This is a genomic window from Paraburkholderia sp. BCC1876 (assembly GCF_902833695.1).
Taxonomy (GTDB): Bacteria; Pseudomonadota; Gammaproteobacteria; order Burkholderiales; family Burkholderiaceae; genus Paraburkholderia.
In genome coordinates this window covers 92,265-110,497 of sequence record NZ_CADFGI010000003.1, presented here as the reverse complement: position 1 = coordinate 110,497, position 18,233 = coordinate 92,265, and the positions used below count along the sequence as shown (strand labels likewise).

Annotated in this window: 16 protein-coding genes and 1 tRNA gene; 11 read left to right on the top strand and 6 right to left on the bottom strand. The window is 63.7% G+C overall.

Annotated elements, in window-relative coordinates:
- Positions 1-56 precede the first annotated feature (56 nt).
- The 6 genes from HWY05_RS12205 to HWY05_RS12180 all read left to right on the top strand — a co-directional run bounded on the left by HWY05_RS12205 (position 57) and on the right by HWY05_RS12180 (position 5,301).
- On the top strand, positions 57-605 hold the full coding sequence (locus tag HWY05_RS12205) for a hypothetical protein (RefSeq protein WP_176058524.1): 549 nt from the start codon (positions 57-59) through the stop codon (positions 603-605).
- A gap of 217 nt (positions 606-822) precedes the next feature.
- Entirely contained in the window at positions 823-2,208 is a 1,386-nt protein-coding gene (locus HWY05_RS12200; RefSeq protein WP_244146598.1) for a CocE/NonD family hydrolase, read from the top strand.
- 121 nt (positions 2,209-2,329) lie between these two features.
- Positions 2,330-2,728: a hypothetical protein gene (locus HWY05_RS12195; protein ID WP_035547297.1), complete on the top strand. Its 399-nt coding sequence runs from the start codon at positions 2,330-2,332 to the stop codon at positions 2,726-2,728.
- A 47-nt stretch (positions 2,729-2,775) separates the two neighbouring features.
- The gene (locus HWY05_RS12190; protein WP_176058522.1) at positions 2,776-3,534 is read left to right on the top strand and encodes a TraB/GumN family protein; all 759 of its coding nucleotides are present in this window, start codon (positions 2,776-2,778) and stop codon (positions 3,532-3,534) included.
- Positions 3,535-3,733: 199 nt separating this feature from the next.
- Positions 3,734-4,717, top strand: a complete 984-nt coding sequence (locus HWY05_RS12185) for a sensor domain-containing diguanylate cyclase (RefSeq protein ID WP_176058521.1) — start codon at positions 3,734-3,736, stop codon at positions 4,715-4,717.
- A gap of 86 nt (positions 4,718-4,803) precedes the next feature.
- Positions 4,804-5,301, top strand: a complete 498-nt coding sequence (locus tag HWY05_RS12180; protein WP_176058520.1) for a GNAT family N-acetyltransferase — start codon at positions 4,804-4,806, stop codon at positions 5,299-5,301.
- A gap of 103 nt (positions 5,302-5,404) precedes the next feature.
- Here HWY05_RS12180 and HWY05_RS12175 read toward each other — a convergent pair whose 3' ends face one another.
- From HWY05_RS12175 to HWY05_RS12165, 3 genes are read right to left on the bottom strand one after another with little or no spacing between them, the layout of a single operon-like run.
- Complete coding sequence (locus HWY05_RS12175) at positions 5,405-6,289, bottom strand: cytochrome c oxidase assembly protein (RefSeq protein WP_176058519.1); 885 nt, start codon at positions 6,287-6,289, stop codon at positions 5,405-5,407.
- 9 nt (positions 6,290-6,298) lie between these two features.
- Positions 6,299-6,772, bottom strand: a complete 474-nt coding sequence (locus tag HWY05_RS12170) for a copper chaperone PCu(A)C (RefSeq protein ID WP_176058518.1) — start codon at positions 6,770-6,772, stop codon at positions 6,299-6,301.
- An 18-nt stretch (positions 6,773-6,790) separates the two neighbouring features.
- Entirely contained in the window at positions 6,791-7,468 is a 678-nt protein-coding gene (locus HWY05_RS12165; RefSeq protein ID WP_244146597.1) for an SCO family protein, read from the bottom strand.
- Positions 7,469-7,902: 434 nt separating this feature from the next.
- On the opposite strand from HWY05_RS12165, the gene otsB reads away from it, so the two are divergent.
- Both otsB and otsA read left to right on the top strand, forming a co-directional pair.
- Positions 7,903-8,652, top strand: coding sequence for a trehalose-phosphatase (gene otsB / locus HWY05_RS12160; protein ID WP_176058517.1), 750 nt, complete (start codon positions 7,903-7,905; stop codon positions 8,650-8,652).
- Between the two features lie 55 nt (positions 8,653-8,707).
- Positions 8,708-10,168: an alpha,alpha-trehalose-phosphate synthase (UDP-forming) gene (otsA, locus tag HWY05_RS12155; protein ID WP_035547276.1), complete on the top strand. Its 1,461-nt coding sequence runs from the start codon at positions 8,708-8,710 to the stop codon at positions 10,166-10,168.
- A 148-nt stretch (positions 10,169-10,316) separates the two neighbouring features.
- On the opposite strand, the gene HWY05_RS12150 is transcribed toward otsA, so the two are convergent.
- On the bottom strand, positions 10,317-12,152 hold the full coding sequence (locus HWY05_RS12150) for an ABC transporter ATP-binding protein (protein WP_035547273.1): 1,836 nt from the start codon (positions 12,150-12,152) through the stop codon (positions 10,317-10,319).
- A gap of 696 nt (positions 12,153-12,848) precedes the next feature.
- Here HWY05_RS12150 and HWY05_RS12145 point away from each other — a divergent pair.
- The 3 genes from HWY05_RS12145 to HWY05_RS12135 all read left to right on the top strand — a co-directional run bounded on the left by HWY05_RS12145 (position 12,849) and on the right by HWY05_RS12135 (position 15,688).
- Positions 12,849-13,913 (top strand): glycosyltransferase family 4 protein, encoded by a 1,065-nt coding sequence (locus HWY05_RS12145; protein ID WP_035547271.1) that lies wholly within the window; start codon positions 12,849-12,851, stop codon positions 13,911-13,913.
- 304 nt (positions 13,914-14,217) lie between these two features.
- Positions 14,218-15,072 carry a hypothetical protein gene (locus HWY05_RS12140; protein ID WP_035549317.1) on the top strand — a complete coding sequence of 285 codons (855 nt, stop codon included), beginning with the start codon at positions 14,218-14,220 and terminating at the stop codon, positions 15,070-15,072.
- Positions 15,073-15,223: 151 nt separating this feature from the next.
- The gene (locus HWY05_RS12135) at positions 15,224-15,688 is read left to right on the top strand and encodes a DUF2214 family protein (RefSeq protein WP_035547269.1); all 465 of its coding nucleotides are present in this window, start codon (positions 15,224-15,226) and stop codon (positions 15,686-15,688) included.
- A gap of 97 nt (positions 15,689-15,785) precedes the next feature.
- On the opposite strand, the gene HWY05_RS12130 is transcribed toward HWY05_RS12135, so the two are convergent.
- The gene (locus HWY05_RS12130) at positions 15,786-17,663 is read right to left on the bottom strand and encodes an ABC transporter ATP-binding protein (protein WP_176058516.1); all 1,878 of its coding nucleotides are present in this window, start codon (positions 17,661-17,663) and stop codon (positions 15,786-15,788) included.
- Positions 17,664-18,133: 470 nt separating this feature from the next.
- Positions 18,134-18,208 (bottom strand) — tRNA-Val (locus tag HWY05_RS12125).
- Between the last annotated feature and the right edge of the window lie 25 nt (positions 18,209-18,233).

Genomic DNA, 18,233 nt, shown 5'->3' with positions numbered 1-18,233 from the left:
CGCGCGGCATCGTCGCTCGGACGACGGGCGCTGGGGCCGATACGGCATTGACTAGCGTGGTCACGGTCGGATCCGAATGCCGGTTGCGCAATATCGCGACAGGCCTGCCGTACCATGTCAGCAGTATCTACGCATTTCAACCTCAACCGTTCCTCGCCGAACCTTCCGGCAGCCTAAGTTTCCATACTGGCGACCACGACGAGGCGCCGGCCATCGAATTCGACCTGCAAAGCGCCTATTGGATCGAACGGATCGTCGTTCACAACTCGGTCGCAGGGCCGGACCGGGCGCGCTCGCTGGCGGTATCGCTGTCTAACGATCGCGTCGACTACCAGCCGGTATTCGCTCCCGACCGGGCGGCGTGGCCGGTGTTCGGCGCCGGGCAGGACGCACTGACCATTGAGATCGACGCCACCGCTCCGCAGCGATTCGTGAAGCTTCATCTGCGTGAAAAAACCTACTTTCATCTGGATTGCGTTCAGGTTTGCGTCAGAAGCTTTTTGTCGGATACGAATTCGCCGTGGCGACACACGACGTGTAGCGCAGACGCAAAAATTGCCATGGCGCGGATGGATAAGAGCGCCGCGGCCATGAATCGACAATGAAGCTCAAATCCACGACGGGTCGCGGAAACTCGCCCGCCTATTTCAACAATATTTTGAAACATTACGACTTGTTGTAAATCCAGTAATTCGGTGATTTGAATTGCAGGTGGGGCAAGCTTCGGGTAATTTTTTGCCTCGGTATTGGAAGCATATATTTCCGTTATTCAAGATAAATAGAAAGAAAATGACACGGACACCACAGCGAATTCTGTTCTTCATGCTGGCGCTGATGCTCTCGACGCTGACCCGCACCGCATTCGCCGACGACGCGGCCGACGCGTCGAGGGAACCCGAAGCGCCGCTCAACGAGCGCGTGCTGAGTGTGCCGGGCGATCCCGAGCGGCCGGACACATTGCAGGTGACGGTGTTCACGCCGAGCGGCCCTGGCCCTTTCCCGCTTGCGGTGATGAACCACGGGTCAACGTCGAGCGAACCGCCCGCACAGCAACCGCGATATCACATCTCGTTCTCCGCGTACTATTTTCTGTCGCGCGGCTACGCCGTCGTCATGCCGATGATGCGCGGCTACGCCGGTTCCCGCGGGACACTAAGCAAGTACGGCTGCGATGAGGTCATGACCGGTCTCGACGCAGCGCGAGACATCCGCGCCGTCATCGACTACATGAGGCAGCAGCCCGGTATCGACGGTTCACGCATCGTGGTAGCGGGGCAGAGCTTCGGTGGATGGAACACGCTCGCGCTAGGCGCGCTCAAGGTGCCCAACGTGCGAGGCTTGATCAGCTTCGCCGGCGGCATGAGAGAGTCGGATTGCGACAGTCAGGATTCAAGTCTGATCGACGCCGCCGGTCAGCTTGGCGCTCAGACCCGCATCCCCTCCATCTGGTTTTTTGGTGACAACGATCGCATCTTTCCCGTCGCCACCTGGCGCGGCATGTACAAGCAATACACCGCCGCCGGCGGCCGTGCCGAACTGGTCGCCTACGGTCCATTCGAGACGGACTCACACAACATGCTGGGCTCCGGCGCGGCGCTGTCGATCTGGGTGCCGAAGGTCGATGCTTTTCTTGCGAGCATCGGTCTTCCGAACAGCCCGATTTATCCGCAGTACATGCCTGGCCCGCTTCCTCCGCCGAGTCATTACGCAAGTCTCGACGACGTGAAGGCGTTGCCGTATCTCGGCGATCAGGGCAGTGACTACTACAGGAGTTTCCTGGCCAAGCCGCTGCCGCGCGCGTTCGCCATTGGGCAAGGCTCCGCGTCGTCGTACTCAGGCGGCTTCGATCCACGAGCTCAGGCGTTGAAGGCCTGTCAGCAGCGCGGCCGGAATTGCCAGCTTTACGCGGTCGACAACGAGATCGTTTGGGTGCGGCCGACGAAGGAGCCGCCGCCCACGCAATTCGCCGTCCTCGAGGACGAAAAGGCGGTGCCCTATGTGAACGAGGGTGGTCGCGCCGGGTATGAAAAATTTCTTGCGATGCGCAGGCCGCGTGCCTTTGCCGTTTCGCCCGACGGGGGCTGGGACGCCGCCTCGCTCGGCGCCGACCCGCTGGCCTATGCGCTGAACGCGTGCAACAGGCTCCATCACGATTGCCGGCTCTACGCGGTGGATGGCGATGTCGTCTGGGCTGGCGCCCATCCGTGAACGGAGAGTGAGTTCGCCGCCCGAGGGGCGGTGCGGCGGGGCGATATCCGATGGCGAACCCGTTCACATTCGGGGCTTTTTTGCGGATACTTCGCTACTTCGAAACCTGCCAGGCGCGTCCATGCAAGACCCCCAACGCCGCTCCCTCCAACTGCGCGTGATCTACGCGCTCTGCCTGTGCGGCGCCACCTGGACGCATCTGCAAGTCGCGCTGACTCACGGTCTCTGGTGGGACTACGGCGGCGCCGCGCCGCTCACGCGTATCTACTGGACCTCGCTGCTGTTCATCGACCCGTTGACCGCGCTGTTGCTGCTCGTCGCGCCGGTCGCCGGACTCATACTCTGCGTCGCCGTCATCGCGACGGATGTAGCGCACAATTCGTGGTTCGCGCTGCATCATCCGATCCGGATCGATCTGTACCTGTCGCAGATCGTCTTTCTGCTGTTCGTCCTGTCCACCGTCCGGATCGCCTGGCGCGGCGCCGTCCGCGCGCGTCCGGTGCTGTCCGTCGCCGATTGAGTGACGTACTCGCCGGCGGCGTTATCGACCGTCCATACCGAGGTTGCATGTATCTACAACTCACCGGCACCCAGTTGCGTCTGCTCGGCTCGATGCATCTTTTTCCCGCGACGAGCCGCCGTACCCCGCCCTGGATCGCCGAGGCCTACGACTGGGCCGAAACGCTCGTGTTCGAGTCCGACGCGCCGACCATCCTGCCGTTCCTGAAGGCCGCCGCGCAAGCCGGCGCCGATCGTCTGCGACCGCTGCTAGCCGACGACACATGGCAGCGGCTCAACGCCGTCTGGCCCACCGAAGGCCCGCTCGCGCCGCTCGCCGAGCTACGTCCGTGGGCCGCGATGATCGTCGCGCCGACGCTGTTCCAGCAAGTGGTTGAAGGCGTCGAGCCGCGTCTGTTGCGCTCGGCGCTGACCCAAGGCAAACCGTATCGCTACCTGGAAACCTCGCAGGAGGTGGCGGCGTCGCTCGATTCGATTCCACTCGACGCGATCGCCGCGGCGCTCGATCTGCTGATGGCCGATCTCACCGAACCGCAGCGTACGCTCGAGAAGATGCATGCCGCGTGGATCAACGGCGATTTGCCGGCCGTGCAACAGATCGCCGTCGAATCGCCGATGTTCAATCTGCCTGGCATACGCGAGGCGATCCTCGACGCGCGCAATCGCGCGTGGGCGGCGCATCTGACGGCGCTGATCGAGCGACCGGAGCGCACCCTTGCGGTGGTCGGCGCGCTGCATCTGTGCGGCCCCGGCAACCTGATCGAATGTCTCGCGCGGCCTGTCGATCCGGTGCCGGACGCAACCTGATAAGACCCGCGCCAGGCGATGCCAGGACGGGCTTTACGCCGCGTGCAACCCCGGCTACGCGTTTAACGGGATGGAACTCCGCCTCAGGGTTTAAATCCCACTGAAAACCTGACCGCAAAGGTTTGCCTCCAAGTTTGCCGCTATACAGTACATACGTGCCAATAACCGTAGCCAACCCAACGGCCATAGGAAACACGACATGCATGTCCCACCGACGCCCAGCAATGAAAGCGCCCGTCTCGACACCTTGCGTGCGCTGCATATCCTCGACACTTCGCCTGAAGAGCGGTTCGACCGCCTGACGCGGCTCGCCAAGCGGCTGTTCGGTGTGCCGATCGCGCTCGTGAGCCTCGTCGACGCCGACCGCCAATGGTTCAAATCCTGCGTCGGCCTGACGGCCAGCGAGACATCGCGCGACATTTCGTTCTGCGGTCACGCGATTCTCGGCGACGAAATCATGCTGGTGCCCGATGCGTTGGCCGACGCGCGTTTTCACGACAACCCGCTAGTCATCGACAACCCGAATATCCGTTTCTATGCCGGCTGTCCGCTGACGGTGCCCAACGGCAGCAAACTCGGCACGCTCTGTCTGATCGACGTCAAGCCGCGCGGTCTCGACGAAGAAGAGCGCGAACTGCTGCGCGATCTGGCGCGCATGGCGGAGCAGGAACTGGCCGCCGTGCAGCTCGCCACGCTCGACGACCTGACGCTGCTGTCCAACCGGCGCGGCTTCGAAGCACTCGCGCAACATGCGCTGAACGTCTGCAAGCGGCTGGAGAAACCGGCGTCGCTGCTGTTCTTCGACCTGAACGACTTCAAGCAGATCAACGACACTCACGGCCACGCCGAGGGCGATCGCGCACTGACCACGTTCGCCGACGTGCTGCGTACGGCGCTGCGTGAGAGCGACGTGATCGGGCGGTTGGGCGGCGACGAATTCGTCGTATTGCTGACCGATTCGAGCAGCGCCGAAACGCACGAAGTCACGCAGCGTCTCCAGCATCTGCTGGACGCGCGCAATGCCGACGAGAAGCGCGGCTATCAGATCCGTTTCAGCGTCGGGCAGATTCAGTACGAGCCCGCGCGGCATACGTCGATTGCCGAATTGCTGGCGGCCGCGGATACGGCGATGTATAGCCACAAACAGGCGTCGAAAGCCCGCGCCGCGCAGCAGCGCCTCTGAGCGCGCGATAGCGTGGGGTCGTCGCGCGCGGCATAATCCTGGATCGCCGCGGCGCCTGGCCGCCGGCTCTTTTTCGAAGCGCTGTCATGACCGAACCGCAACACACCGCCGCCACGCGGCGGGCACAACTCGAATGGCGCTGGAAAGCGTTCAGCGACCTCAGCAGCGCCGAAGTCTATGCGATGCTGGCGGCGCGTAGCGCGGTGTTCGTCGTCGAGCAGAATTGCGTCTATGGCGACATCGACGGGCTCGATCTGGACGCATGGCACCTGTTTGCGTTCGGTCAGGGCGACGAGCGTTATCCGCCGCTGGCGGGTTATCTGCGTGTGCTGCTGCCCGATGCCGAAGACAGCGATATCCGTATCGGCCGCGTGCTGACCACCGCGCCATTTCGCGGTATCGGTCTGGGCAATGCGATGCTCGAGCGCTCGCTCGGGCACATCCGCGCGCAGTGGCCCGGCACGCCGATTCGCCTGCATGCGCAAGCGCATCTGCAAGGCTTCTACGGCGCGTTCGGTTTTGCGCCGGTGTCGGAGATTCACGACGAAGACGACATTCCCCACGTGTGGATGCGTTCGCTCTGAAGCGAAGGCGGCCGCGTTCGGCGCATTAAGCTTGCCGGTTAGCTAGCTAACTCGCTAGCACGCGCCATGCAGCCGTCAAACCCCAGCAGTTCTTCCAGTCCCGCTACTGACTACCGCTCGCCGACGCCGACGCGCCCGGCGTCGACCCCTGCGCCACCTTCACGCGACGTTCGTTGCGCAACCGTCCACGCGCCGACAGCCGCATCCAGTGACGCAACGCGATCAGCGCGCCGATCACGCTCATCATCGAACCCGGAATCCACAGCAGCAGCCCGCCGATCTGCTGATCGCGCATCGGGCTCAGCCAGGTGAACGCGCGGCCGCAGATCGAATAGATCGGATACAGCTCGCGCGGCGTAAAGAAGATGAACGCGCCGAGCATGATCTGCGGCGGAATCGCGGCGATCACCACGAGAACGCGCTTACCCGGCGACAGCCGCGCCGGCGGCGCCGGACGCGGATCGAGCACGAGCCACCAGAACAGCAGGCCGTCGATCACCATGCTCCAGTTCATCACGCGATAAAGCCGCCAGTCGAGCATCGCGACGAAATGAACCGGCGACATCAGCCAGAAGTAAATCAGCCCGACGAACAGCGTGACCGCGACCACCGGATGCATCACGACGTCGAGCGTCCGACGCACCAGCGGCGTCGCCAGCGCGGGCCGCACGAAACGTTGCCGCCAGCGGAACGGAATCCCCGCACGCAACGCGGCGCCCGGATACGACAGCGCGATAAAGAACGGCCCGAGGTGATGCAGCACCAGATGCTGCGCGCGATGCATGAAGAACTCATGCTCGAAGAAATAATCGAGCCGCGTATGCAGCGCGACGTACAACGCGACCAGCCCGAACCAGAACGACAGACGCCGGCGGATCGACACCTTCGCCTTGTGCGCGCCGCGCACGAACAGGATCGCAGGAATCAGCAGCGCGATCACGACGGTCGGCGAAAACTCCCACGGATCGAGCCAGTAGAGCAGATTCATCACAGCGTGTTAGTTGGTTTGGGCGGGCGACTTGACGGCGAACGGCGTGTCGAGCGTTTCGCCGTCGGAGAACTTCAGCGTCAGATGCACGGTGTCGCCGGGCGCGACCTTGTGCTTCGCATTTTCGAGCATCACGTGATAGCCGCCGGGCGAGATCGCGACCTGGCCGTGCGCCGGCACCGTCAGTTTGTCGACCATCACCATTTTCTGCGACGAACCGTTCGACACGGTCTGATGCAGCATCGCGTCGCCGTAATCGGCGCTCGAAATGTCGACGAGATCGACCGGTTTGTCGCTCGCGTTCACCAGCGTCGCGTAGCCGGCGGCGGGCAGGTTGTTCGGCAACCAGCGGACCCACGCGTTCTGCACGCTGATCGCTTTCGCACCGGCGGCTTGCGTGGCGGGAGCGAAGGCGAAACCGAGCGAGAGCGTGAGCGTGAAAGCGGCGGCTAACGAGGCGGATGTTTTGAACTTGAGCGACATGAATGATCTCGGGAAAAGTCAGGAACGGTCGTCGACGATACGGCGCAGGTCCTGCGCGATCGCGTCGGGTGTGTCGTGATCGGTGGCGAGCAGGCGCGCGTGGCCTTGCTGGTCGAACACGTAGACGGCGGAACTATGGGTCACTTCATAGCCGCCGTTGGGATCGCGTTTTTCCATCTGATACGCGACCCGGTAGCGCTTGGCGAGCGACTCGATCTGCCAGTCGGTGCCGGTCAGCCCTTCGGCATGCTGCGCGTCGAATGCGCCGACGTAGTCGCGCAAGGCCTGCGGCGTGTCGCGCGCGGGATCGACGGTGATGAACAGGATGCGCACTTTCTGCGCGTCGGGACCGAGTTTGGCGAGCACCTGCATCAGGCGGCCCATCGTTTCAGGGCAGACGTCCGGACAATGCGTGTAGCCGAAGTAGACGAGCGAGGTACGGCCTTTGAACGACTCGCCGGTCACGGGACGGCCGTCGTCGCCGGTGAGCTTGAAATCGAGGTCCGGCAGATGGCCGGTCACATCGGTCAGTTGCCACGTTTCGGTGCGATGCGTGCAAGCGGCCAGCGACGTGAGCGCGCCGGCGGCCAGCACGAGGCTCAGCGCGAATCGTCGCGCGAACCAGGGCTGACGGCGCGGCGCATGGGCCGGTGGCGACGGTCGGGAGGAGAGGATCGGGAACAAAGCAGGGTTCAATGACTCGATTGAAGAGCGGCGCATGATGTGCCTGTGGCGCGGCGCGCAGCGTCGTCTGTGAGAGGGCCTGGCCGGTTGTCCCGGGGCTGCCTCCGAACGGCGCCGCTCGATCCACACACAGTGCGCGTGGCCCGTCATGGCACGCACAACAGCGTGGCGGCGACCATGATCCGCGTGGCAGCGACTGTATCGCAAAATCACCGTCGACGCCGCGCAGCGCCTGCGGGCGCGCCGTTTGCGAGGCAATTTGACGCAGCCCGCTGAAAGCTCGCTGAAGCCGGAATGTTCGGCTTTTGAACGCGAGTGGCTGACGCTAAAGGACGCGCCGCCCGGCTGGGCCTGTGTCCTGGCTTACTTTCTCGAAAAATTGACCGATGCGCGGTAAGATGCGCACACTTTTCCGGCCGCAGAAGGCTGAAAGGCAAAACACTCCGATGCAAGCACTTCCGGCTGTTCTGTCTCCGAGCGAGACGGCATTTTTCTTCGATTTCGACGGCACGCTGGTCGAACTCGCGCCCACGCCGGACAGCGTGCTGGTGGAACCCCGCGTGATCACGCTGCTCGCCGAGCTGCGCAGTCTGACGAACGGCGCGGTCGCGATCGTGTCGGGGCGGGGTATCGACAGTATCGACGGCTTTCTCGGTATGCCCGATCTGCCGATTGCCGGTTTGCACGGCGCCGAACGGCGCGACGCGAACGGCGACACGCAGCGGATCGGCTTTCACGACGAGCGGCTGCTGCGCATGGAGCAGGTGCTCGCGCAGGTCGTCAACGAGCATCCCGGCATGCTGCTGGAGATCAAGGGCGCAGCGCTCGCGTTGCACTACCGCAATGCGCCGGACCGCGAGCCGCTCGCGCGCGAGGCGACCGAGCGGCTGGTGGCCGATTATCCCGGCGCCTACGTGCTGCAGCCGGGCAAGATGGTCTACGAAATCAAACCGAAAGACGTCGACAAGGGCCGCGCGATGCGCGCGTTCCTCGAGGAGCCGCCGTTCGTCGGCCGCCGGCCGGTATTCGCCGGCGACGACCTGACCGACGAGAAAGGCTTCGCGGTCGTCAACGAGCGCGCCGGACTGTCGATCAAGGTCGGCGCGGGCGAGACGCTGGCGCACACGCGCATCGACTCGGTGCCGGCGCTGCTCGACTGGCTCGGCGCGATCGTCACGGCGGCGCGCGCAGCATGAGAGCCGCGCCGCATCGTTTGAAAAACTCAACGTATTGCTTCGGGAATCGCGCTTCATGAGTCGACTGATCATCGTATCGAACCGGGTTGCGCCGATCTCGGAGGGCGGTCCGGCGGCGGGCGGTCTGGCGGTCGGCGTGTACGACGCGCTGAAGGAAACCGGCGGCATGTGGTTCGGCTGGAGTGGCGACGTGCTCAGTTCGGGGCAGCCGCAGATCAAGGTCGAAGAGCGCGGGCCGGTGACCTTCGCGACCATTGCGCTGATGCGGCGCGACTACGATCAGTACTATCGCGGGTTCTCGAACGCGACGCTGTGGCCGGCGTTCCACTATCGCGCGGACCTGGTGCAGTACGACCGGCACGATTTCGAAGGCTACTGGCGCGTCAACGCGTGGCTCGCGCAGCAACTCGTGCCGCTGCTGCGCGACGACGACGTCATCTGGGTACACGACTATCACCTGATCCCGTTCGCGCAGGCGCTGCGTGCGGCCGGCGTGAAGAATCGCATCGGCTTCTTTCTACATATTCCGTTTCCGGCTTCGCAGGTGTTGCTGGCGGTGCCTCCGCATCGCGAACTGGTCGAAGCGCTCTGTTCGTTCGACCTGCTCGGCTTCCAGACGGCGCCCGATCTGCGCGCGTTCTGCGACTACATCGTCAACGAGGCAAACGGTTCGGTCGATCTGGCGGTAAGCGGTCCGTCGACGATTCATGCGTTCGGCCGCACACTGCGCGCGGCGGCTTATCCGATCGGCGTCTATCCGGACGAGATCGCCGAACTCGCGAAAGCGGGCGAGCGCGGCAAACCGGTACGCACGATGAAAGCGACGCTGCATTCGCGCAAGCTGATCATGAGCGTGGACCGGCTCGATTATTCGAAGGGGCTGGTCGAGCGGTTTCGCGCGTTCGAGCGGCTGCTCGAACACCACACCGGGCAACGCAACAAGGTGTCGTTCCTGCAGATCGCGCCGCCGACGCGCGCCGACCTGCACGCGTATCAGGACATTCGCCTGCAACTGGAAGGCGAGTCGGGGCGGATCAACGGACGTTTTGCCGAACTCGACTGGACGCCGATCCTGTACATCCACAAACAGTACGAGCGCTCGGTGCTGGCCGCGCTGTTCCGTACCGCGCACGTCGGCTATGTGACGCCGCTGCGCGACGGCATGAACCTCGTCGCGAAGGAATATGTGTCGGCGCAGGATCCGGAGAATCCGGGCGTGCTGGTGCTGTCGCGTTTCGCGGGCGCCGCGCAGGAGCTGGACGGCGCGCTGATCGTCAATCCGGTCGATATCGACGGCATGGCCGAGGCGCTGGCGAGAGCGCTCGAGATGCCGCTCGCCGAGCGTCAGGCGCGTCATCGCGACATGATGGTGCAGTTGCGCGAGAACAATGTGTCGGTGTGGCGCGACAACTTCATGCGCGATCTGCAGGGCGCGGATGGTGCGAAGCGCACCGGAAACGGGAAGAAGCGTACGGCGCCGGGCAAGAAGGCGGCGAGTGCGAGTCTGGTTGGCTAGTCTGTTTCTCGGGCGCCTGGTTTGATTGAGGCGCGAGTTGTAAAAAAAGCCGCTCGGATGAGCGGCTTTTTTGTCGGCTGGCTGCCGTGACGGCGAGGCTGACGGCTGCCGCCAGGTTTGACGCCTGGCAGCTTCAGCGCGCGTGACTTCAAACCACGTGCTGTTCGTCGACCTTCTTACCGCCGACGTGCAGCGTCGTGCCCTTGCCGTATTGCTTCGCGAGCAGATCGCGATACAGGCCCGGACGTTGGCGCAGCTCTTCGGGACTGCCGTCGTCGATCACCTTGCCCGCGCTCATCACGATGATCCGGTCGAAGTTGTTCAGCGTGGACAACCGGTGCGCGATCGCGACGACGGTGCGGCCCACCATCAGCCGATCGAGCGCTTTCTGGATCGCTTCTTCGGATGCGCTGTCGAGCGCCGACGTGGCTTCGTCGAGCAGCAGGATCGGCGCGTTCTTCAGGATGGCCCGCGCAATCGCGATCCGTTGACGCTGTCCGCCGGACAGCTTCACGCCACGGTCGCCGACGATCGTGTCGTAGCCTTCCGGCATCGCTTCGATGAAGTCGGCGCAACGCGCTTCGCGCGCGGCCGCCAGCACTTCTTCACGCGTCGCCTCGGGGCGGCCATAGGCAATGTTCTCGTACACCGAGCGATGGAACAGCGAAATATCCTGCGGCACCAGCGCGATCGCGTGACGCAAGCTGTCCTGGCTAATCGTGGCGATGTCCTGACCGTCGATCTTGATCGCGCCGCCCTGGGTTTCATAGAACCGTTGCAGCAGCGCCAGCACGGTGGATTTGCCCGCGCCCGATTTGCCGATCAGACCGACTCGTTGCCCCGGCTGGATATGCAGATCGAAGTGGTCGAGAATCGGCCGGCGGCGCGGATAGGCGAACGTCACGCCTTCGAACGCGATGCGACCGCCTTGCGGCACGAGTTCGGACGCGCCGTCGCGGTCCGGCATGCCGTGCGGTTCGAGCAGCGTGCGCACCGCTTCCGCCAGACGCGCAACGTGCTGGGTCACGTCGACCAGCGCCACGGCCAGATCGCGCGTGCCGTGCAGAATCGTGAAGCCGAGCGAGCTGACGAGCACGATGTCGCCCGAGGTCGCCTTGCCCTGATCCCACAGCCACAGCGCCCAGCCCAGCAAGCCCGCCGACAGCAGCGCGGTGATCACCGCGTGCAGCAGGCGCAGCTTTTCCAGATACAGCAGGCTCTGCTGACGGGCGTCCATCTCCGCCTTGACCGTCGCGCCGAACCGTTGCTGCTCGCGAAACGTCATGCCGAAGGCGCGTACGAGACCCATATTGCTGATCACGTCGACCAGCTCGCCGTCTACCGAAGCCGCCTTGGTCGCGAAATGGTGATGCCGCGCCGAGCCGCGCCCGGCCAGTTTGTACAGCACGACCGACAGAATTGCCGAGCACAGCATCAGGCCGCCCGCCATTAGCGGATTCACCGCGATGATCATGACGATCGCGCCCAGCACCGCGATGCACGGCGGCAGCACGTTCCACGCGGTGGTGTTCTCGGCGGTGTAGACCGCGTTCGACGTGGCCGTGATGCGGCTGGCGAGCATCCCCGGTTGCTTCTCAGAGTAATAGCTGGGCGAGTGGCCGCTCAGATACTGGAACAGATCGCGCCGCAGATCGCCCGTTACGGCGACGAACGTATGCGCGGCGACCCAGCCGCCGACCCGCCACAACAGATTGTCCGCGGCGATCAGGCCGACCAGGATCGCGAACGCGCCCCACAGCGGACCCGGATGGTGCCGGCCTTCGCCGAGCACGTCGATCAGATGTTTGATCGCGTATTGCGAAGCGAGCGCACAGCCCACGGCCGCAAACACGCTGCACAGGACGATCGCGTGCGCGAGCGGATGGCGGCGGATAAAGCGGAAGAGAAACGCAAGCGGCCGGTGCGCAAAGCTCGCGAGCTTTGCGTTTTCGGCGTTACGTTGGGCAATGGTTAAGTGTTCCAATTGATCGTGAGTAGGTCGATGTGAGTCGGGTTGTGCATGCAATGCGCGGGCCAGACGGAAAAAACTGTCGCCGCGAGGCCGATGCTTCGCATTGTAAACATGCAAAAGCGATTGCGCCCTGTGTATCCGGGCGCTGACGCGACTGATTTCGCGATAGACCTCCGCAACCTACTGGTGCTCGACCCCGAGAACCGCCCGGTGGTTCACACAAGTTGCGGAAAATTTCGAGATATAATTACAAATTGCATTCAACCGCGCTGCGGCATTTCTTCAACGCTTGCCGGCAAAGTTGACGCAGAGCCTTGCGGGGCCGTCCAGGCGGTTCATCCCGCAAACCAGTTGCCACTGTAGAACTGTCATAGAAAACAAGGGTTTGCAAAGTGTTTCGCGTGTGTAACAACGTAAAGACTTTGAAATGTTGTGGTGCAGCGAGATGCCCGGCATCGATAATGCATGCTTCGTAGGCCCATGAAATATCTGACAGTTTGTCAACGTAGCGGGTGCGTGTGCGTTTACCGGCACAGGCGCAGACGGTGACCCACTGATCTGGGCTCACTACCCCAAGCGATCCATCGCAGGATTTCTCGAAAGAATCAGGCCCGCGCCGGCGATCCCGGCCAGACTGCCCTGGCGAGCAAGCGAGTCGCTTTTAACAAACGCAGTATCTTTGCCTGATTTTTTACGAGGACTTTCATTATGCGAATCGCTCAAATCGCTCCGTTGCACGAGGCGGTTCCTCCCAAGCTGTATGGCGGGACGGAACGCGTGGTGTCCTACCTGACTGAAGCGCTGGTCGAGCAGGGCCACGACGTCACGCTCTTTGCGAGCGGCGATTCGATCACCTCGGCAAAGCTCGAAGCCTTCTGGCCGCAGGCGCTGCGCCTCGACCCGACGATCCGCGACGTGATGGCGCCGCATATGCTGCTGCTCGAAGAAGTGCGCCGCCGCGCGGACGAATTCGACGTGCTGCATTTCCACATCGACTACTACCCGTTCTCGCTGTTCGCGCGTCAGCCGGTGCCGTTCCTGACCACGCTGCACGGCCGTCTGGACCTGCCGGAACTGCAACCGGTCTTCAACACGTTCAGCGACGTGCCGGTCGTGTCGATTTCGGACAACCAGCGCATTCCGCTGCAACAGGCTAACTGGCTGCAAACCGTGTATCACGGCCTGCCGGAACACGTGCTCACGCCGATCCCCGACGTCGAGCCGGGCTACCTCGCTTTCCTCGGCCGCGTGTCGCCGGAGAAGGGCCTCGACCGCGCGATCCGTATCGCCGGCCAGGCGGGCATGAAGCTCAAGGTCGCCGCCAAGATCGACAAGGCTGACCGCGCCTATTACGAAGAAGTGATCAAGCCGCTGATGGCGCTCCCGCACGTCGAGTACATCGGCGAAATCGGCGAGACCGAAAAGCGTGAGTTCCTCGGCAACGCGCATGCACTGGTGTTCCCGATCGACTGGCCGGAGCCCTTCGGTCTGGTCATGATCGAAGCGATGGCATGCGGCACGCCGGTGATCGCGTTCAATCGCGGTTCGGTGCCGGAAGTGATCGAGAACGGCGTGTCGGGCTTTGTCGTCGAAGACGAAATCAGCGCGGTCGCGGCGGTCAAGCGCCTGCACACGTTGCCGCGCGCCAACGTGCGCAAGGCGTTCGAATCGCGCTTCTCGTCGAAGGTCATGGCGCAGAACTACGTCGCCACGTACGAAGAGCTGCTGCGTCAGAAGCACCGCTCGGTGCTGCGCGAAGTCAACGCCAGCTAATGGCTGGCGGGTGGCCCGCGGTGACTCGCGGGTAACCGATTAATGCCTGGTCGATAAGGCATCGGCAACGCACTCGCCATCCAGACAGACCGGCCGCAAGCGTGCTTCACGCACGCCGAAGCCACCCACAACGCCTCGCGCGCTAACCGCTCGCGGGGCGTTGTTGCATGCGCGCCGCGTTTTTTGCGACAAGCGATGGAAAGTGGGGTTTTCGGGGCGGCAAGAATGAGCCACTCTCCGTAATATCCCTATAATGGCCGTGCCGCAAATTTGGCTGCGGCGCCGCCGACGACAGGAGGATGCCTTGGCGAGAACGAAAGAGACGCGTGCGAACGCGGCGCCTGGCGCCGGAACGATTTTCGCGTTGCGCGCCGTCGGTCTCGTGCTGCTGGCTCGCTGGCTTTTTTCGATGGCGCAGATGGACCTGAGCGCGTCGTTGTCGGCGATGGTGTCGTCGCCGTGGGCGTGTATCAACCTGGTGTTCCTGTTCCTGTTGATCTTTCTGCCCGGCGCGCGCGCCGTGGCCGAGCGACCGCTTCATCCGCTGCCGCAATGGCTGCGGCAAGCAGTGCGTCTGTTTGCTTTCCTCGGTTTGCTGTTTGCGGTCTGGTCGGTCGGCGCCTTTGCGGCGAGCGCCGGCTGGCGGCGCGCGGCGCAAGCGGTGGCCTCCACCAACGGCTGGCTGCTCGTCGCGCCGGCGTTGTATGCGGCGGTGGTGTGGATCTGCCGCCCGCGCGCGTTGTGGCGAACCAATATCGCCGCGCGCCGTTTCGCGATTGGCCGCTACGCGGTCGCGCTCGATCCGGCCACGCGCACCGTGATCGTGTGGGCCGAGCGTCGCAAGGTCGGTCAGTACGACGCGCGCGAATTGTCCGTGCGCTGGGCGCTGGGGCAGGACGCCCGCGTAACGCCGACGCCGACGCCGGTGGTGGCCTTCAGCGCGGCCGGCGAGCCGGGCGGCGCGGCTGCGTCGCTTGGATCGGCCGCCGCTCCCGCGATGACGCGGGGCATTTTCGGCCGCCGTCCGAAGATCGAATTGCTGTGGGATTCGCCGGCCGCCGCGGGTCACAACCGGCAAACCGTATTTCGCGCCGCGTTGACGACCGAAGGCGATCGCGTCGCCGCTCGAGCACTCGACACTTCCTTGCGGCAGGTTTGATCCCGTAAGCTCTGTGCAGTCGGCCACACCCGTGGCCGGCGTGCGCATCGTAAAGTCAGCATTAGTCGATAATGAAGTCATGCCGCCCGGCGCTTCACGACGGGCGAGTCAGACGTACAACGATCGTATTGCGTCTTTTCCAGGAGTCGCCATGCTGGTTCGCTGGTTGCTTGCCGCCCTTCATCTGCTCGCTTATGGTTTTGCGCTCGCGTCGATTCTGCGGCGCACCTGGGCGCTGCGCCGCGCCGCCGTACCCGCTGCCTTGCGCTCCGTGTTCCGCGCCGATACGCGCTGGGGCCTGTCTGCACTGGTGTTGATCGTGACTGGCTTGATGCGCGCTTTCGGCGGTTACGAGAAGGGCGCCGACTACTATCTCCACGAGCCGCTCTTCCACGTGAAGATGACGCTGCTGGTGGTGATTCTTATCCTCGAAGTGCCTTCCATGCTTGCGTTGCTGCGCTGGCGCGCGGCGGTCCGGAACGGCGTGCCGCCGGATCTGCGCAAGGCGCGTTCGTATGCGCGCTACAGCGTGATTCAGACCGTGCTGCTGGTGTTGATGGTGTTTGCCGCGACCGGCATGGCGCGCGGTATTGGCCTGCCGGCGGGCGTGGTGTGAGGTGCGGTGATTTGAAGTGATGGGTGTAGGAGGAACGCCGGAATAAAGCGCCGGTTAGCGACGGCTTCAGCCTGGCGTCCCACCCATTTGCTGCTATTTACTTCCCGACCAGCAAGCTGGAATCATCGGTTCGGTTGGTCCTGCTGCCGGCGCCATCCAGCATGATGTCAGACTCGCCCAGACCCTTGATCAACTCCAGCGCCTGACGTTCGAACAGCCGCCGGTAGAGGCCATTCTCGAGCCTGATCAGCGTTTCGTGACTGCCTTCCTCGATGACCTTGCCCTTGTCCAGCACGAGCAACCGGTCGAGCGCCCGCACGGTAGACAGACGATGCGCGACCACCAGCGTGGTGCGGCCCGTCATCAGCCGTTCCATGGCGCGCTGGATCAGCACTTCGCTTTCACTGTCGAGGCTCGACGTCGCTTCGTCCAGAATCAGGATCGGCGCGTCGGCGAGAAACGCGCGTGCAATCGCCACCCGCTGACGTTCACCCCCCGACAGCTTGACGCCCCGTTCACCGACCAGCGTGTCGTAACCGTTCGGCAGCTCGACGATGAAGTCGTGCGCGCTCGCGAGCCGCGCGGCCCGCTCGATCTCGGCGCGACTTGCGCTGGGCCGTGCATACGCGATGTTCTCCGCCAGCGACCGGTGGAACAGAACCGGCTCCTGCTGAACGATCGCGATCTGGCTGCGCAACGACGCTTGCCGCACCCCGGCGATATCCTGACCGTCGATCGTGATCCGGCCACCCGAAATGTCGTAGAGCCGCTGGATCAGCTTGATGAAGGTCGTCTTCCCCGAGCCCGAATGCCCGACCAGCCCGATGCGTTCACCCGGCGCGATACGCACGGAGAAGTTGTCGTACAGCGGCCGGCCGCTCGCACCGTAGTGGAACGTGACGTGCTCGAAGCGGATCTCGCCCTTGCCGATCGCGATCGAACCCGCGCCGGGATGGTCTTCGATACCGAGCGGCTGGCTGTCCAGCGAGACCAGTTCTTCCATGTCGTTGACCGAGCGTTGCAGATTGCGGATGTGCATCCCGACTTCGCGCAGATAGCCCTGCAACATGAAGAACATGGTCAGCGCGAACGTGATGTCGCCCACCCCCGCCTCGCCGCGCGCCCACAGCAGCAGCGCGACGCCGAGAATCGAAGCCTGGATCGCCACCAGCATGCCGCCCTGCACGCCGCCGTTGATCGTGCCGCGCATCCACGTGCGGCGCGTGCGATGACGCCACTTGTCGATCACGCGCGCCAGCAGCGCTTCCTCGCGGTCTTCCGCGCCGAACGCTTTCACCACGCCGTTGCAACTGACCGCGTCGGCGAGCGCGCCGCCCATGCGCGTGTCCCACGCATTCGCGAGACGCGCGGCCGGTGCCACGAAGCCGAGCGACAGCGCCACGGTCACCGCGATGTACAGCACCGAGCCGATACCGACCACCGCGCCCATCATCGGCCAGCGCCAGCCGAGCAGGAAGGTGGCGCCCATCAGCATCACCATGGACGGGAGCAGCGCGATGAGCAGCGTGTCGTTGAGCAGGTCGAGCGCCCACATGCCGCGCGTGATCTTGCGGACCGTGGAGCCGGCGAAGCTGTTGGCGTGCCAGTCGGTCGAAAAGCGCTGCACGCGATGAAACGCGTTCGCCGCGATCTCGCTCATCATCCTCAACGAAAGCCGGATGATGTTGAAGTACACGCCTTGCCGCAGCAGCGTAGCACCGAGACCCAGCGCGGCGAGCACGCAGAAGGCCGTGACCGCCGCTTGCCACGCGAGCGCGTCGCGTGCCGAACCGGACGCGATCGCGTCGACGAGGCGCCCGGCGAACAGCGGCGTGAGCACGTCGGCCAATGCAGAGAGCAGCACCAGCGCCGTGATGACGCAGACGCGCCAGGGCTGCTTCGCCCAGTGAAGGAAGGTAAAGCCGAGGACGTCCTTGAAGGCTTGTCCACGAAAGTCGAGTTTCTTTTTAGTCATTGCCACAACCCGATGGCGCGCGAGCGCACCGGGGTTCCAGTCAGAAGCGAAAGGAAGAGACAGTTAATCCGCGTCGGAACGAATCGAACCGGCAACGGGACTACGGACTGTCTGGAAATTGCGCGGCGTACCTGTTCAGGCCAAACCGCGTGAGCGACGTAGTGGCGACCGTTACGGTCGCGAAAACGCTCGCGAAACCATGCCGAGGAAAGCGAGATGCATGCTGAACATGTGGCGCCTCCCTGAGGTAGGTGAGGTGGAGAAAGAAGAGCGGGCGATTGCCCGAAAACCAACTATATCAGCAGTATTTGGCCGCCGCAATCGTACGAAGATTCGGTGTTGACGGCAAAGTCCTGCAATGCGAGTGCTTCAAAATAGCGTCTCGTCCGAACCCGAGAGACCAATTGAAAAAGGGCTTACGCATTGCTGCGTAAGCCCTTTTATCTTCGGTGATCGACACACCAAAATTCTGGTGGGTAGTACTGGGATCGAACCAGTGACCCCTGCCGTGTGAAGGCAGTGCTCTACCGCTGAGCTAACCACCCGAAGAGAGCCGAATTATGTCAGGGA

Bases quoted from the DNA above. Each gene is read 5' to 3' on its own strand.
- HWY05_RS12175 (WP_176058519.1), bottom strand. From the start codon at position 6,289: ATGAATCTGCTCTACTGGCTCGATCCGTGGGAGTTTTCGCCGACCGTC.
- HWY05_RS12185 (WP_176058521.1), top strand. From the start codon at position 3,734: ATGCATGTCCCACCGACGCCCAGCAATGAAAGCGCCCGTCTCGACACC.
- otsB (WP_176058517.1), top strand. From the start codon at position 7,903: ATGCAAGCACTTCCGGCTGTTCTGTCTCCGAGCGAGACGGCATTTTTC.
- HWY05_RS12190 (WP_176058522.1), top strand. From the start codon at position 2,776: ATGTATCTACAACTCACCGGCACCCAGTTGCGTCTGCTCGGCTCGATG.
- HWY05_RS12195 (WP_035547297.1), top strand. From the start codon at position 2,330: ATGCAAGACCCCCAACGCCGCTCCCTCCAACTGCGCGTGATCTACGCG.
- HWY05_RS12130 (WP_176058516.1), bottom strand. From the start codon at position 17,663: ATGACTAAAAAGAAACTCGACTTTCGTGGACAAGCCTTCAAGGACGTC.
- HWY05_RS12180 (WP_176058520.1), top strand. From the start codon at position 4,804: ATGACCGAACCGCAACACACCGCCGCCACGCGGCGGGCACAACTCGAA.
- HWY05_RS12135 (WP_035547269.1), top strand. From the start codon at position 15,224: ATGCTGGTTCGCTGGTTGCTTGCCGCCCTTCATCTGCTCGCTTATGGT.
- HWY05_RS12200 (WP_244146598.1), top strand. From the start codon at position 823: ATGCTGGCGCTGATGCTCTCGACGCTGACCCGCACCGCATTCGCCGAC.
- otsA (WP_035547276.1), top strand. From the start codon at position 8,708: ATGAGTCGACTGATCATCGTATCGAACCGGGTTGCGCCGATCTCGGAG.
- HWY05_RS12170 (WP_176058518.1), bottom strand. From the start codon at position 6,772: ATGTCGCTCAAGTTCAAAACATCCGCCTCGTTAGCCGCCGCTTTCACG.
- HWY05_RS12145 (WP_035547271.1), top strand. From the start codon at position 12,849: ATGCGAATCGCTCAAATCGCTCCGTTGCACGAGGCGGTTCCTCCCAAG.